The following is a 16,176-nucleotide window of genomic DNA, read 5'->3' on the forward strand; positions in this document are numbered from 1 at the left end:
TAAAAGTCCCTCGTATAGCCATCATCCTGAATAAGAATAAAAATGCCGATCTTGAACATCGGCATTTTGCTGTGGAAGAGAAGATTAATTTAATGCTTTAACGCTTCAATTTTATCCCGGCTCAGGCCGGTACTGGTGACAATAATATCTAAACTCACGCCATGCCGTAATAAGGCACGAGCCGTTTCCAGTTTACCTTCCTTTCGACCTTCCTCTCGGCCTTCCTCTCGACCTGCCTCTCGGCCTTCCTCTCGACCTGCCTCTCGGCCTTCCTCTCGACCTGCCTCTCGGCCTAGCTCAATACCTTGCTCAATACCTTGCTCAATACCTTGTTCGCGCCCTTTTTGTTCAAGCTGTTCTGCAATAGTCATCAACATTGTTTTATGCTCCGGAGATTGTTCAATCAGTTGATGGACAAAGTGTGAGATATCCAGCGTATGTCCATTCAGTAAAATATAGCGTAATACAACATTGCGCTGCTCGATTGTATTATACCCTCCATTCAGGAGTTCCACCAATTGGGGGACCCATTCCAGCATATCCCGGCAGCGGATGTGTTTTTGCACCAGCTCCATCAGGGCAACCCCTTTATGCGTCAGGATCTCTTCATCGCTGAGCACACTGACGTCCACCAACGGAAACGCCTGGCGGTATAAGCGGGCAGCCTGTTCGGGGAACGTAAAACAATCCAGCCACCGGTTTGAGTAAGGATACGGTCGAACCTCACCATGATAAAACAGCAGAGGCGCGACCAAAGGGAGTTCAGTATGGCCTTTTTTCAGGTGAGCCGACATAGCTGACATGGCATAATACATCAGCCGCCAGGCCATCAATGGGTCAGGGGTGGACTGATGTTCAATCAGGCAATAGATATAGCCTTGTCCCCGAGCCGTTTCAACCGAGTACAGCACATCACTGTGCAGTTGACGTAAATGCAGGTCCACAAAACTGCCGGGTTCCAGTTTCAATGTGGCTAAATCACACAACGACTGGACCTCTTCGGGCAGATAAAAGGATAAGAACTCCCTGGCCGTTTCAGGCTGCGTTAAAAAATATTTGAATAATACATCATGGTGAGGCCGTTTTTCTTTCTTTGCCACAATCTGTTTCTCTATTTATCTATTAGTCATCGCCACTTATTGTAAAAGCTATAATATCTCTGGAAAACTCGCAACCAAGTTACAAAAAACATTTTCCCAGATTTTCTCAGGCAAGTCTTTACCGAATGCATTAATAGAAGAGCCTAAAGAATCAAATACCAGCAAAGAAAAAACGAGGAAACATTATATTTACAACAACTACTCAATGAAAGTTATTGGTAGATTCACATAATAAGTGCAACATCGTTAATCCGGAAGTAAACATACTCGCATTCCCTTAAATCATTTTTTTTGGGGTTTTTATACCTATTTATCATAATAAATTATTTAATTATTTTATAAACAAGTTTATTTTCCAATTGAAAACGTTATTAAATCCAGCTCCTTTAAGAAAACAGATTATCTGATTAGTTTATTCATATTCTTATTTATTCCCCCTGATTACATAAGCATTAATAGAGTCAAATTTTTTCACTGATGGCTTTATGATTGGCAGGGTTTAAACTGTTATTAAAACACATTATTTTAACATTGGCTTTTAAGCGGTATAAAATTTTAAATGGTATTTTACCACTTTCGACGTCTGATTTATGTTAGGTTTAATCATACCGCTCTCTATCTTTACTGATCATAATAATCATTTATCTGTTTAATCATTCATTCTTTTTTATCCATTATTTACCAACGCGCATTAATACTAACTCTGTTTTACCGACAATCTTGAATAATTTTAATAAGACCCACTCTTTATTTTATTGATAAATCAGCCAGTAAATGGTTTGATGATATAAGGATATCCCTTTATTTTTTCAGATCTTTAATCCTACTAAATTAACCATTTACCTATTTTTCATTACGTCATTTTTATAGCTTTAATCGCTCCGCATTATCACTTTTGAATAGTTGCATCAGATTAGGTAAACGTAAAATAATCAGAGGATAGTATTGCCGATAAATGTATTAAATATGACAGAGAAGCGGCTGTTTTTATCCACTCTGTATTTTTTTAAAATCTGGCATTAATGAAGCACCTATTTTTTCAATCCTTAGTTAACTAATTATCGGTAAAAAGCAGTTTCAATTGTCCGGAAGTGAAAATGCAAGTAAAAAAATAAGCTGAGCCATGTTAAAAAGATGATAAACCGAACCTAGAGCCTGTAAATAATTCTATTTTCCATCTCGTATTTAACGATGCCATTTTCATTAAACTGATACTTGGTTTTCTCATCTTTACTTTAATAATTCTATGTTCCTTTTTCTATCCTTAAAAAACAGAGAGAGTAAATGGTGTGTTACTGGCATTAAAATCAACGCATATTTCTTTAATCATCTTTAATGCTGTCAATATGGTTAATCTAAAAGTTAATCTGCTTTCTCTAACGATTATCTCTGGTTTTCCGTAAACTTTTTACAGCCGTGTAAAATAAACTTAAAACCTGTTTTTCATGATGTTTTCTCTTCCAATGCCAACATAGCATCGAATTTTTTATCCGCTGAAAAAGAACATTAACCACTTCTTTTTATCTTTGATGATAAAAGTTTTTACCTGTTTTTTCATAATACGCTTGCCACTTTTTTCCCGATGTTAAAACCATACTGATAGACAGAAAACTACGCCTTAAACCTTCCCCTGAAAGACAAGGTTTTAAGGCGCATCTGATAATATAAAAGCAATAAACTTTTCCCCAGTAGCCAGGGCAAAATAGAAAAGACGCAGCGATATTAAGACTGATTAATCCGCAGTAACCAGTTCCAGTATTTGCTGCCTGACATGCTCGAAAATGAGTTCGCCTATCTCCGCACTTGAGCCGGATGTTTTAGAAAGAACGCCTCTCGTTGAAAATTCTTTTTTAATCGGTACTTGATAGATCCCGGCACGTGGCGGTTTATCGTGGTCAGGTCGCTCCGCTCTCACTAAATCAGGACGTAAATGCAACATTAAACTCGTTTCTGTTAACCCCGCGTGCTCAGCGTGCCAACCGGGAAAATCAACTAAATGTTCACGAGTCCAATCATCAGAGACCAAACTCCACCAGCTAAATACGATAACGGAACGATCGTTAAAATGCCCTTCCGCCCGTAATGCGTCTACTGCTTCGAAAATAAAACCTTCATTTTCAAAATGACCATTAATGATCACCAGTTGTTTAAAGGGTAATGAACACAAGCTTTTAATTGTTCGGCTGATATAAGCGGTAAATGTTGATCCATCCAGATAAATCGTGCCAGGAAATTCAAGTCCTCCACCACTCTGTGGCAATGATCTGGCAGACACTGGCTGTACCGGCAAGGTGAAGCCATTAATATCTTCCGCCAATACGCGAGCAAAAGCTTCTGGGATCACTGAATCCACATTCAATGGCAGATGAGGCCCATGCTGCTCAATCCCGCCAATCGGCCATATCAACGTTTTACCTTCGACCGCGGTTAAAACCTGCTCACTGGTCAGTTCCGCAAATTCTCTAATTTTATTATTATTCATAATGTTATCCCTTTTTCTCATACTTTTTCTGACGTTATGGCTTGCGTATATTCATGAACAATGCGCTGCAATGTTTTATACATATGCCGATGAAGCGCGGTATAAACCTGTACCGTATTCGCCCCTGCCATTAGGTATTCATGAACATCATTACCATCCTGTACGCCTCCCGACCCAAGTATTGGAATCGTCACCCCTCGCTTACGCAGGTTATAAATAGCGGCAAGCACCATTGGTTTGATCCCCGGCCCAGAGTATCCGCAAACCCCATTAAGCAGCGCTTCGCCATTCGCGGTGTCGAATGCAATTCCCGAAATGGTATCGCTCAAGGTTATCGCATCAGCTCCTCCTTCCACCGCAGCTTGAACTCGCCCATACAAATTATCGCCAAGCGAGAGTTTGACCGCAAAAGGGGTATCCGTTCGCTCCTTCACCGCTTTGGTGTAGTTGAATACACGTTCCGGTGTATCTTCTGTGAAGTCGTCCGCATGCAAGCATGAAATACCCAACTCCAAAGGGGCATCGGTCACTTCCGAGATACGAACAGCCAATGAAGCTAACGCCGCAGGTGATTCAGCATGGATAGAAACTATTACCGGAAGTTGTTCTTCCTTAAATTCACGCAGCAGCGTTAACCAATATTCAACGGTTTTCTTCGAATATGTCGTATTGTTCAACATCCCTGTACTGAACAAGTAGGTCTTTTCTGTATGCAATTTTTCTGAGCGCGGATAAATCGTTTTTGTCACGACCGCCCCCGCGCCGTGAGCGATGAACTGGCGAATATTTTTAGCTTGATCAGAAAGCAGGCCCGACCCAACAATAATTGGGTTTTTTATCTTCATTCCTAAAACATCATAAATCGGTTCAATAACTTGATTTTCCATCGTAACTCCACAAATTACCCATTCAAGCAAACTTGTTATTAATCCGCCTCTCAATTCAATTGAAAGGCGGTATATCCTCAAAAGGCGCTCAATAGCTACTCAACTGCAAAATTCCTGAAAATCTCGCCAATTTGCCGCGGATTATGACGAAAATCGTGAATGTCTAATTTCGACAAATTGCAAATATGCTCCAATCCTTTTAATAGATGACTACCACCACGCACTATCGGTAGTTTAGTGATCAACAAGACGGGCCGTTTCAGGGCGGAAGCCCAACCAAGTTCAATATGCGTACCGTCAGTGCGCAATAATTCATCATCCTGATGAACCGGAAGAATGGGCATGAAAAAATCACACTGCTGCATCCATTGGAAATCCCGTTTCGATACCATCTCCGGCGTATAATTTGGGGTATCAATGCCAAATTTCTCAGTTAAATGTGCCGAAAATACCTTGCCATTCAGTGTCTCTACCGTCTTAACCGCCAATTGGATGGTCATTCTTAACTCTTCATGAAAACCACCATCGTAAATTGCGGATTGAATCGGCCCACCAATGAAAACGCTTTTGTTTGCCAAAGGCATAACGCTCTCCTTAATTTTCTTTACCCAACAGACTATGAGCCGTCGTTTCAAAGCACCGAAATCAGCACAGCCAGAGGATAGGATGCTTAATAGTTCAATAAGTTATCGCTCACAATAATCTAGTTTGATCTAGCTATATCGAGGAAGCAGGTTGTTTTCCTCAAGTTCATCCAAACTATCCACAAATGCCAAATAAACTTTTTCCAGATGAGTGTCATCATGTGCATCGGAGATAAACCAGCAACGCCATTCCCAGATATAAACTCCTCTCATCAACAGGTTGTAGTAAAGCAAATCCATGTTGTCGCGATGAATTAATCTAAAAAATGAGGAAAACGATCTTGCTTCGATGGGAACCCGACGACTTAAGAACAGTTGGTTCAAACGTGAAACAAACCATTCAGTACGTCGAGTCAATGCTTTGGTAAAAGATTCCCCTCTCCTTTTGATCTCCAGCAAAGTGGCTTTGGCGGCAGCCATGCAAAGCGGATGTTGAAAATAGGTCCCGCCAAAGAATGTCGGCTCCGCTGCGGGGAAGCTGTCATCGTTGAAATTCCAGTTTCCGCCGTCAATCGAATCAAGCATATTCTTCCTACCGGTAATGACGCCCAATGGCATTCCACCACCTATCGTTTTGCCATAGGTCACAATATCCGCCTCAATGCCGAATAATCCCTGGATACCCGCTGGATGGGTTCTGAAACCTGTCACAATTTCGTCAAATATCAGCAGAATATCTAACTCTCTGGTCGCCAGACGCAAACGCCGCAAGTAATCTGGATTGCTCAATCCTGGGTCACGAGTCGGCACCGGCTCTACCAGCACCGCGGCGATATCGGTGCTATTCGTTTTGAGAAATTCAATGGCTTCATTAGAACCAAACTCAAACACCGAAACATCCGCAACCATATTTTCAGGTATGCCTACTGAAACAGGTTTTGTCGTATTTACTTCATCATATTCACTGGCTCTCGCCAGTACCGCATCCCAATGCCCGTGGTAACTGCTAGAAAAAAGGACAATATGATTACGACGAGTAAGCGCCCGAGCTGCCCGAACCGCATTCATTACCGCTTCCGTTCCACTATTGACAAAAGCGACGCGATCCATGCCGGTAATCTCTTTGATCAGTTCAGCCACTTCCAAGCCTATCTCATGCCGGGTTCCCAAACCAAAACCGTTGTCTATTTGCTGAGTAAGCGCTTTAACTACAAAGGGTGGGCTATGACCAAATAGATGCGCGCCAAACCCCATCGTCATATCGATGTAATCATTGCCATCAATATCCTGGACGATAGGACCGGCAAACTTGGTGCAGACAATCGGGTAAAGCAGCTCTTTTATGGAGGGTTTAAAGCCAATCCCAGAACGGCTGTCCGCAATATTTTTACGTACCGCTACCGAATGCGTTTTTGATTTAATCGTTCGCTCGTTATATTTAGATATAAATGAAGCCAGATATTTTTTTCTCTCCTCAGATTCAATCGGTAGCGCACTTCTCGACATCCATTGAAAAAAGCGTTCTTTGTTAGCCGGTGGAATATTTGGCGTATCGGATTGAGCAACTCTTTTTTCTTGATCAGCCAAGACAGGTTGAGGCTGAATTACCGCATGGTTATCTTCCGCAACCCTGTTTTTATCCACCAGCAAAATATATTCACTAAGTTGACGAACCGTTTGTAATTCTGCGAAAAATTGCCGTACTGAAAGTTTTATACCAAATCGTTTATGAATAGGCTCCAATGCTTCGAATAACAGCAGTGACTCTGCCCCCAATTCAACTAACGGTATTTCCAGTTTTATCTCTTCTTTCGGTAAACCAAATGTTTCTGCAAAAATAGAGACTATTTCTCTCTGAATAATTTCAATATTACTCATATCAACCTCACTTTCCTCAAAATGAAGACGATCTCTACCCGTTTTACAGCTCAGATTGCCGTTCTTTCAAATGGATAAGTTGGAAGCGGGAGCCGTTTACGATGTTCGGTCTGGTAAAAAATATCCCAATTGATACTTTCCCCGGCCTGCCAGACAGAGGCAGGCGAAATATACATCTCTTGCAGTTCACTCAATTGAGGGGCTACCACTAGGGATTTATCTAACAGGCCCGATATCAGTTCATGAATATCACGTGCGACAATCGCCTTGCGTATGGGTAAATGTCGTCGGCCACGCTGCAAGGTAAATGCCACATCAGCAATATTCACGGCTGGATACTGTTCAAAATATTTCACTAAATCCAAAATTTTTTGCGCTAACGCTGCCTCGGTACGTGCACTCAGCGGGATCAGATGTGCCGCCGCCGAGGAAGGTGTGTCAGGCTTTGTCGCCGGTGGTTCGGCAACGACAACATGAACATTTGTGCCGCCGATCCCAAATGAGCTAACACCAGCAATTCTCTCCGCCTTATCGTTATTCCAGTCTCTGGATTCAGTAGGTACATAAAACGGGGATTCAGGGTCCCGTAGTTCAGCACAAGGAGATTCACAATTCATTGACGGCGGAATAATGCCTAAATTGACAGCATAGATGGCTTTTATCAGCCCGGCGATACCCGATGCACAATCAGCATGACCAAGATTGGATTTAATCGAGCCTAAAGCACAGGATCTGGCCGATACATCAGCAAATACCCGACCTAGCGCCCGTAATTCAATCCCATCACCAACAGGTGTGCCGGTACCATGCGCTTCAATCAAACCAATTTGATCAGCTCGAACATCAGCCGCGGCAAGCGCACGACGGATCACCTGCTCCTGACCTGAAACACCCGGAGCGCTATAACCCGCCTTGACCGCCCCATCGTTGTTGATGGCCGATCCCTTGATAACCGCTAAAATCGGCTCGCCATTAAGCAGAGCATCCTCCAGACGGCGTAATACCACGAATGCGGCGGCATCAGAGAAAATCGTACCGTCAGCTTTCTCGTCGAATGCGCGAACTCGTCCCGTTGGGGACAATATTCCCCCCGCATGGTAAACATAGCCAACATGAGCCGGATACCTGACGCAAACACCCCCTGCCAGCGCCATGTCACTTTCACCTAGCAACAAGCTGTTGCAAGCCATGTGCACAGCAACCAGCGAACCTGAACAGAAAGTGCCTACACTGACAGCAGGCCCTAAGCAGTTGAGCTTATACGCCACACGTGTTGCCAAAGCATCGACAGAACTTCCGCCAAATAACAGCATGGCGTCAGCAGGAGAATGGTTCAGCGTCGGTGCGGCCTGCCAGGTACTCCGGCGAGAGCCGACAAACACTGAACAGATCCCTGCATCTGCCCCGCTGGAATAACCGCTAAGTTCAAGTGCCTCATGGCAAACCTCCAGACAAATCCGTTGCTGAGGGTCCATTTTAGAAACTTCTCTCGGCATTATTTGAAAATAGCTGTAATCAAATACCTCTGGATCTTGGAGGTACCCACCACGCGGAACGTAATGCAATCCAGTTTCATCAGTATTAACGCCACGATGATGAAGTTCTTCATTGGTATAACTCGAAATCAGTTCTCGTTTCCCTAAGATCGCATCCCAAAGATCTTGACTCGAGTCCGCATTAGGAAAACGTCCAGCTATGCTGGTAATCGCAATATCTGTTGAATAATGCATCTGTGTTTTTGATTTCATGCTAATTCCCTTTCCCGAACATGTTGGTCTTGCTGATCTGCGCTAGAGCATGATTTGCGCTAAAGCGCCCTGCCTTGATTGCGCTTTGTTTCTATTTGCATCGTTTTTTTATTTGCATCGTTTTTTCTCGACTTGCATCGAAAGAGACGCCACGGTGCTCGATTCGAAAAGATCAACCATAGATACCGCAACATTAAAATGAGCCTTAACTAGTCTTACCAACTCAGCCCCGACCAGTGAATCTCCCCCTAAATCGAAAAAGTTCGATTCATGATCAACAGGGCAGCGCAGTACATCACGCCAAATGGCTGCCATCTCATCGATAATGGATTTATTTGATGCCGAGGGAGATGCCATTGCAGGCTGCGCCGTATCCGCCGGCAATGAATTTTCCACAATATCATGCAACCGCTCATTCAAAGGTATGGTGGAGACGGCAAAACGCGGCTCTGCCTGGCAGGCGGAGAAAATAATATCCAATGCATTAACGACATCGGCATGATGTAACGGGCGAGCACGATTTGCGCTGTATTTGAAGCTATTTGATTCATCCCAACCTTCCCATCCATCCCAATCAATGGAGAAATAGGGTTTATCCAAGTGATGAGTTGAAGCAAACGCGGCACAAGCTTCGTTTGCCGCGGCATAAGGCGCAAGCCCCAATCCCCCCGCAAACACTGACAGAGATGAGACAAAACAACCAAACTTCAGAGGACGATCGGCAAATATTTCATGCAAAACAGCCGCCCCTTTTAACTTTGGCTGCATCAACTTTTCCCAATCATGATGGTCAGAATTTTGTAGCCACTGGATAGTTGCCTGACCAGAAGGCCCGGCGGCATGGACAAAGCAATTCGCTGCCCCCAGTCTGGATTCCACTCGTGCAAGTTCCTCCAGCACACCAGCTTTGTCTGTCACATCGGCGGTAATCACGGCAAAATCCGCCCCCATATTGCGCAATTGCGCTGCCCGTTGGCTCTGCAACGTATCAGACTGAGTGAGATCTCTGGGTGTCTGACCGAGCAGGATAAGTTTCGCGTTAAACTTGGCGACCAGATATTGCGCAATGCCAAAACCAACCGTTCCTAATCCTCCGGTCACTAAACAGATCATGTCAGATGACAGATTTTCGCTAACTACCGGGTTTACAGCATCAAAATAGCGTTCCCAACGCCAACCCTGACGCATAGCAACCACATTCTGATCATGAGCAGTGAAAAGTTCAGCCACGATATATTGAGCATCATTGAGAGAGCTAAGTTCTTTGGCAGGTGTGTCGATAACTTTCATTATCATGCCAGGCAATTCCTGGCTGATCGCCGGAATGGATGCCAGCGCCGTAGCTCGCTCAACACTCCGTGGTTCGCTGCCCATTACGTCAACAAAACCGGGGCCAATCAATGTTAACGACATGGTTTTATTTCCCACTTGAGAAAACGCTTTCACCCAATTAAATAGCGTAAAGGTGAATCGATCTTTCTCTACCGGCAGGTCATCCGTTGACGGGATATCACCCAAAATGAAGAGGATATGATCGGGCGTATGCGCTTGTTGCTCCTGCAACCTTAGCATCAAACGCTGAATATTGATGGGATCATCAACGTTGACGCTAAACGCTGTTTTGTGGAAAGCTGTTTCATCGCAAGAAGTGGCACGATCTTCATGCACTTCAAACACATTTTGCCCCTGTTCACGCAGTACATCCGCAATCGGGCAAATTTCTTTATCGCTGTTATCGTAGAAAATCAGCCAGTTATGCTTAGTCGCCGATGATGATACCGGCGACAGGCGCTGTGTTCGTTTCCAGCGTTCAACATAAACGCCGACTGACTCGTCGGAAGTTTCAGAATTTGCTATAGGTTGACCATAAGTCTCCGGTTTGTACTCGGGTAACGTTGAATCTGTGTACCAGCAGCGCCGACGTTGCAAAGGTTGAACCGGTAGTGGAATACGTTGAACAACCTCCCCGCCTCGCAATATCGACCAATCTATCACTACACCACGTTGCCAGAGCTTGCCGACCAGTTTGACTAAAGCCAGATCGTGCTCTTCATGGGCAGTCTCCAGACGAATAATATTTTCAGGTTTTGCCACGATTTCAGAGAAACTATCAGGCGAATAGCCCAATGCTAATATCACGTCATTTGCTGATATGACTTCATTCTGTTGCTGTAAGCTCGGAGAGGCTCCATTAATTAAAATGGCCTTCACATTATTGCCATCAATCACGCCGTGATGTTTAGACCAAAAACTCCCGGGCAAAGCGATACCACGCTCAACAACACGTTCAACGAAATGTGATGTCGTGTTTTCTAGCAACTTATCAACGATTTCAGGCAGGGTCAGCATGCCTAACGAGCAAGCAACAGCAAGGTCGTAACAACTATCGGATATGATGAATATTGGTGTCGAAATCATCTTCCGCCAACAATTGATCGCCGCGATTATCGCCACAAGATTGGCAATTTTTCCCTTATTACTATCACTTACTGTCATTTCAGTGATATCGATTTTACCGATGTCACAGGAAACATCTGTCGGCAATTCAGCCAGCAACCTATCCACTTCTTGCCAATAGCCAGGTATCTGCGTTGATAAAGTGGATCGAATAGCCGGACCGAGTGCAACCACCAAACGTTGTGGTTCAGAGATTTGTGCCGTAACGGTGAAATCGGCATTTTTAATCCCATCAATCAACATTTTCACATCTTTAGCATACAAACAGGCTCGGTATGGCTGAGCGGCACGCCCTTCCGCATAAGTAAAAGCCACTTCATCAATATGCGTATCCGGTTCAGCCTCCAGCGTTTTTGCCAAATCGGCGCTCAATGTGTTCAAGGCATCGGCACTGCGCCCCCCTAACGGAACAGCTCGCCAGCCAACGTTATTTTGGCCTGCCCTTCGTACCGGCGCTTGTTCCAAAATCATGTGAACATTACTGCCACCGGCGCCAAAAGAGCTAACCCCTGCCCGTCGTGGTCCTTTTATCGGCCAGTTGATGGGAATCGTGTTGATAATGAAGGGACTTTGCTCAAGATTCATAGCAGAGCTAGCCCTGTTGAAAGTCGGATGTGGGGCAATGGCGCCGGTCTTGAGCGCCATTATCGTTTTGGCTAATCCGGCAACTCCCGCCGCCGCCGCTAAATGACCTACGTTAGCCTTGATCGATCCCAATGCACAGAATCTCTCACGATCCGTATTCTGGCGGAAAGCTTGACAAAGCGCGGCATATTCCACCGAATCCCCAAGCGGCGTTGCGGTACCATGCGCCTCGATCATACCTAACTCATCCGGCCCAACACCCGCCAGCGCCTGAGCATCCAAAATGAGTTTTCGTTGCCCATCCACTCCCGGCGCCGCAAAACCAGCCCGCGCTGAACCATCATTATTCGCCGCTGAACCGAGGATCACCGCATGGATGGTATCCCCATTGCTAATGGCTTCATCCAATGGCCGTAGCGCCACCAGCCCCGCCCCATCACCAAAGAAAGTCCCTGATGCTTTCTCATCGAACGGTCTACAATAACCATCCTCTGAGAAGATCATATCGTTCTGGTAAAAATAACCCGGTCGAGAATAGGCATTCACAGAAACACCACCGGCGAAAGCAATCTCGCACTCACCAAGCAAGAGACTTTGTATCGCCATATGTACCGCTGTCAGTGACGTCGAACAGCCAGTCAAAACAGCCACACTCGGCCCGTTAAAACCGAGTTTGTATGAAATCCGGGCCGGGAGATAATCCTTATCATTAGTCAGCATGAGCTCGGTCCCCATTATTGAAACCAGATCACACTCAGATTTAATGACATTAGGCAAATAGGTATTCATCGAACTCCCGGTAAAAACCCCGATACGCGGGCGTCGGAAAGGATTACCATAACCCGTCGCTTCGGCCAGTTCCCATGCGCATTCAAGCAGCATTCGATGTTGAGGATCGAGCAATTCAGCTTCTCGCTGGCTGATTGAAAAGAAATCCGGGTCGAATAGATCAATATCCGGTAAACACGAATCGACAGGAACATAATTTTTTGCCGTGAATATATGCCGTGCTACCCCAAGGCGAATCAGCTCTTCCTGGCTATATCTTTTGGCAAGTATTCGGCCTGCAACAAGATTCTCCCATAACGCATCTAAGCTATTCGCCACAGGTAATCGACAAGTTACGCCAATGATGGCAATCGCATTCTCAGACATCTTGTTCCCCTTTTGGCGAGTGAGTTTGTCTCTCCTTCAACGCTTTTCTTGCATTCAACGTTTTCTGACGTCGCGCTTGGGTCGGTTTATCCGCGACTTCTACCGGCGCCATCGATTGCAGAGGGGTTAAAAGATAATTAGCTAACTTTCGAATAGTTGGAAAACGGAATAAATCTGCAAGAGTCAAAGCGCCACATCCCGGTAATTGAACAAGTTGTGCATGGATTTTCGTCAGTGCTAATGAAGTACCGCCAATATTAAAAAATGCGTCATCCAGCCCAACGGCTGATCTTCCCAACACGTCACACCAAATTCTCGAAATTTCAGCGAAAATCGAATCAGCAGGTAACACAGGCGCCGGTCTCAACGAACTGATATCGATCAATTGCCCCACTTTAATCAAACCATTTAATGCTTTTCTGTCGATTTTGTTGTGAGCATTACGCGGCAATTCATCCGCTAACATAATCCTGCCAGGCAACATGTAGATGGGGAGATAAGCCTTAAGATGATCACGAATAGCGGACTCTTCGGGAAGGTTATCCTTACTGACAGGGACGAATATTGCGACTAAACGATCAAGCCCTTCGTGAGATTCAATAATAACGGCGGCGTCCGCAATAGCGTGATGGCGATTAAGACAATCCTCAATCTCAGCAATCTCAATTCGATAACCCGAAACTTTTACCTGGTCATCCACGCGACCGCAAAAATGGATTCGTTCCCCATCCCAATAGGCTAAATCACCGGTTTTATAGATACGTCCATGATGAATATAGGGATCGGCAATGAAACGTTGATCAGTTAACTGCTCAAGACCAACATAACCACGGGCAACGCCACGACCGCCAATGTAAATTTCGCCAACCTCACCTATCGGGGGTGTTTGCCCCGCAGGAGTTAAAAGATAGACCGTTGCGAAGTTTAACGGCTTGCCAATGGGGATCACATTGTAGCCAGTCAGCTCTGCCGTTACTTTCTCCACGGTGGTGTAAATTGTTGCCTCCGCCGGGCCATACATATTCCACAATGTCCACCGCCCATCCAAATAGGGCCGAATCGTGGCACTGAGTAGTGCTTCACCACAAATTACCCAATGCTTTATCGCATAAGCCCTTGGCCGAGCCTGAAACTCAGATAACAGGCTTTTCAAACTGGATGGCGTTTGGGTGATAATCGTTACCTGCTCTGCCGCGATCAGATCCAGCAACTTGTCAGGTTGGTTGCGTATATCATCGGGCACAATGACTAAAACCCCACCGGAACACAGAGCGCCCCAAATTTCCCACACAGATAAGTCAAAGCTGGCGGCATGGAACCACGTCCACACTTCGCCTGGCGTGGGGGCTAAATATTCGTCCATTGCGTTAAAACAGGAAACAACACTGTTGTGTTCAACATCAATGCCTTTGGGGATTCCAGTGGAACCCGAAGTGAAGACACTGTATGCGATTGAAGAAGGCGTGCAATGATCAAATGTACAGTGATCAGGTGTACTGTGATCAATTCGCCCTGTCGCAATGGTCATCAGCTTAGCTGTACACCCGTTATCTGAGTCAACATCAGCGTTAACAACGATAACTTTCATCTCTGATTGTTCGACAATCTGCGCCAGACGGTTCTGCGGCAATCTGGGATCTAACGGTACGTATCCCGCGCCCGCACGCATAATAGCAAGCATCGCCACCACCGCTTTCGGTGAAGGCAACAATGCAATCCCGACGCGATCGCCGGGCACAACCCCATTTTGTCTAAGCTGAACAGCGACCTCCAGCGACCAACGCTGCAAATCCAAATAAGTTAATGTATCGGCGCCATAACGAATCGCTATTGACGCCGCTTGTTGCGTCACCCGTTGATCAAACAGAGAAACGAGGGTTTGGTTTGATACTTCTGGAAGAACGCCAGCATTAATCGGGCCTGATGGCAGATTGTAATCCTCTGATTCTGGCGCCAACAGAGTATTCATCTCTTCATCAGGATTTGCCATCAACATCTCAAGCACTTGCTCGAAGCGCTCTGCAAATATCCGAAGGCCCAAATGTGAGAAAAAATGTTTATCCGCTTTAAACTCACATCTTAAGTGGGAACCGGCATCCACAAAAAACAGGTCAATATCAAGCTGGCCTTCCTGCTGACAAACCCTGAATGGGGAAATAGTCTGTCCCGCCCATGATGCCTGCACAGAATCGTCAGCCATCTCCAGCGCAGCCCAACGCGATTGCCCCACCTGCCCTAACATATTCACCGCTGTCTGAAACAATGGATTACGATCATCATATCGTTCCACAGCCAGGTGTTCGACCATTTGGCTGAGACAAAAATTTCGATTATCAAGGGCCGATAACAATCGCTCCTTCGCTGCCAATAGGAAGTGGTTAAATGTCTGTTCGACGGATAAACGTATGGGCAATACATTAAACAAACAGCCGACAATGTGCTGATGAACCGAGTGACGCATCGATACCGGCACCCCCATAACGATATCGGCAGCTTTTGTCTCTCTGGCAATGTAAACACTCCATGCGGCTAACATGACCGTGAAGACCGATCCACCTATTCCTGAAGCAAGCCGCTTGATTTTTTGGGTTGTCTCTTCACCAATGCTAAACAGAATGGATGACTTGTCATTAGTGCCTTTACGCCAAAAACTATCCCATTGCAACACGGCTGGCGGCTGCTTTAAACATTCACTCCAATAAGCTTTCGACTCCTCCGCCGCTTCACTTTGGTAATACTCTCGTTCTTTGACGGCATAATCCTTAAAATCCTCTGCGGGCGGCAACCAGGAATCATCATCTTCGCCAAGTTCAGCCAGATAATAGTGTTCAAGCTGATCCCACATCAGCCCCAGTGAAGTAAAATCCGACACAATATGGTGAACACACATATGTAAAACGTATTCTTCCGCACCGACGACGTAGATACCAAAACGCAGACACGACGCTTTTTCTAATTGAAAAGGGATGGAATGAAAGTTCTGAACCGCATCCTCAAGCGCCTTCTGGCTCAAGTTCGTTGTATCGAAAACCTCCAATGCCGGCGGTAAGTGTTCGTTAATGACCAACCTTGGTTCGCCATTCACATTAACGAAAGTACTTCTCAGGGTGGCATTCTTAGAAACAAGCCGGTTGACCGCGTAACGAAAAGCATCAATTTGAAACGATCCGTGAATACGGAATGCCATGGAAATATTATATTTGGAATCGCCAGGGGTATAGTTGTCAATGAACCATAAAGCTCTTTGTTGCATGGACAGCAATTCTTCATCACTAATCTGTGAGTAATCTTTATACATAA

Annotated in this window: 8 protein-coding genes; all 8 read right to left on the bottom strand. The window is 45.3% G+C overall.

The window, feature by feature from the left end:
- Positions 1 to 89: 89 nt before the first annotated feature.
- Positions 90 to 1,100 carry an Rpn family recombination-promoting nuclease/putative transposase gene (locus EAE93_RS20285; protein ID WP_214040434.1) on the bottom strand — a complete coding sequence of 337 codons (1,011 nt, stop codon included), beginning with the start codon at positions 1,098 to 1,100 and terminating at the stop codon, positions 90 to 92.
- Between the two features lie 1,732 nt (positions 1,101 to 2,832).
- Complete coding sequence (locus EAE93_RS20290; RefSeq protein ID WP_046395734.1) at positions 2,833 to 3,582, bottom strand: creatininase family protein; 750 nt, start codon at positions 3,580 to 3,582, stop codon at positions 2,833 to 2,835.
- Between the two features lie 17 nt (positions 3,583 to 3,599).
- The gene (locus EAE93_RS20295; RefSeq protein WP_036782221.1) at positions 3,600 to 4,469 is read right to left on the bottom strand and encodes a beta/alpha barrel domain-containing protein; all 870 of its coding nucleotides are present in this window, start codon (positions 4,467 to 4,469) and stop codon (positions 3,600 to 3,602) included.
- 95 nt (positions 4,470 to 4,564) lie between these two features.
- Entirely contained in the window at positions 4,565 to 5,053 is a 489-nt protein-coding gene (locus tag EAE93_RS20300) for a hypothetical protein (protein WP_036782220.1), read from the bottom strand.
- A gap of 129 nt (positions 5,054 to 5,182) precedes the next feature.
- On the bottom strand, positions 5,183 to 6,931 hold the full coding sequence (locus EAE93_RS20305) for an aminotransferase class III-fold pyridoxal phosphate-dependent enzyme (RefSeq protein ID WP_214040435.1): 1,749 nt from the start codon (positions 6,929 to 6,931) through the stop codon (positions 5,183 to 5,185).
- A gap of 50 nt (positions 6,932 to 6,981) precedes the next feature.
- Positions 6,982 to 8,679, bottom strand: a complete 1,698-nt coding sequence (locus EAE93_RS20310; protein WP_250151121.1) for a beta-ketoacyl synthase N-terminal-like domain-containing protein — start codon at positions 8,677 to 8,679, stop codon at positions 6,982 to 6,984.
- Positions 8,680 to 8,787: 108 nt separating this feature from the next.
- Complete coding sequence (locus EAE93_RS20315; RefSeq protein WP_214040436.1) at positions 8,788 to 12,876, bottom strand: SDR family NAD(P)-dependent oxidoreductase; 4,089 nt, start codon at positions 12,874 to 12,876, stop codon at positions 8,788 to 8,790.
- Positions 12,869 to 16,174 (bottom strand): non-ribosomal peptide synthetase, encoded by a 3,306-nt coding sequence (locus tag EAE93_RS20320; RefSeq protein ID WP_214040437.1) that lies wholly within the window; start codon positions 16,172 to 16,174, stop codon positions 12,869 to 12,871. The genes EAE93_RS20315 and EAE93_RS20320 overlap by 8 nt, the downstream gene beginning before the upstream one ends.
- Positions 16,175 to 16,176: the final 2 nt, after the last annotated feature.

Origin of the sequence: Photorhabdus akhurstii, assembly GCF_018448925.1 — a bacterium.
Taxonomy (GTDB): domain Bacteria; phylum Pseudomonadota; class Gammaproteobacteria; order Enterobacterales; family Enterobacteriaceae; genus Photorhabdus; species Photorhabdus akhurstii.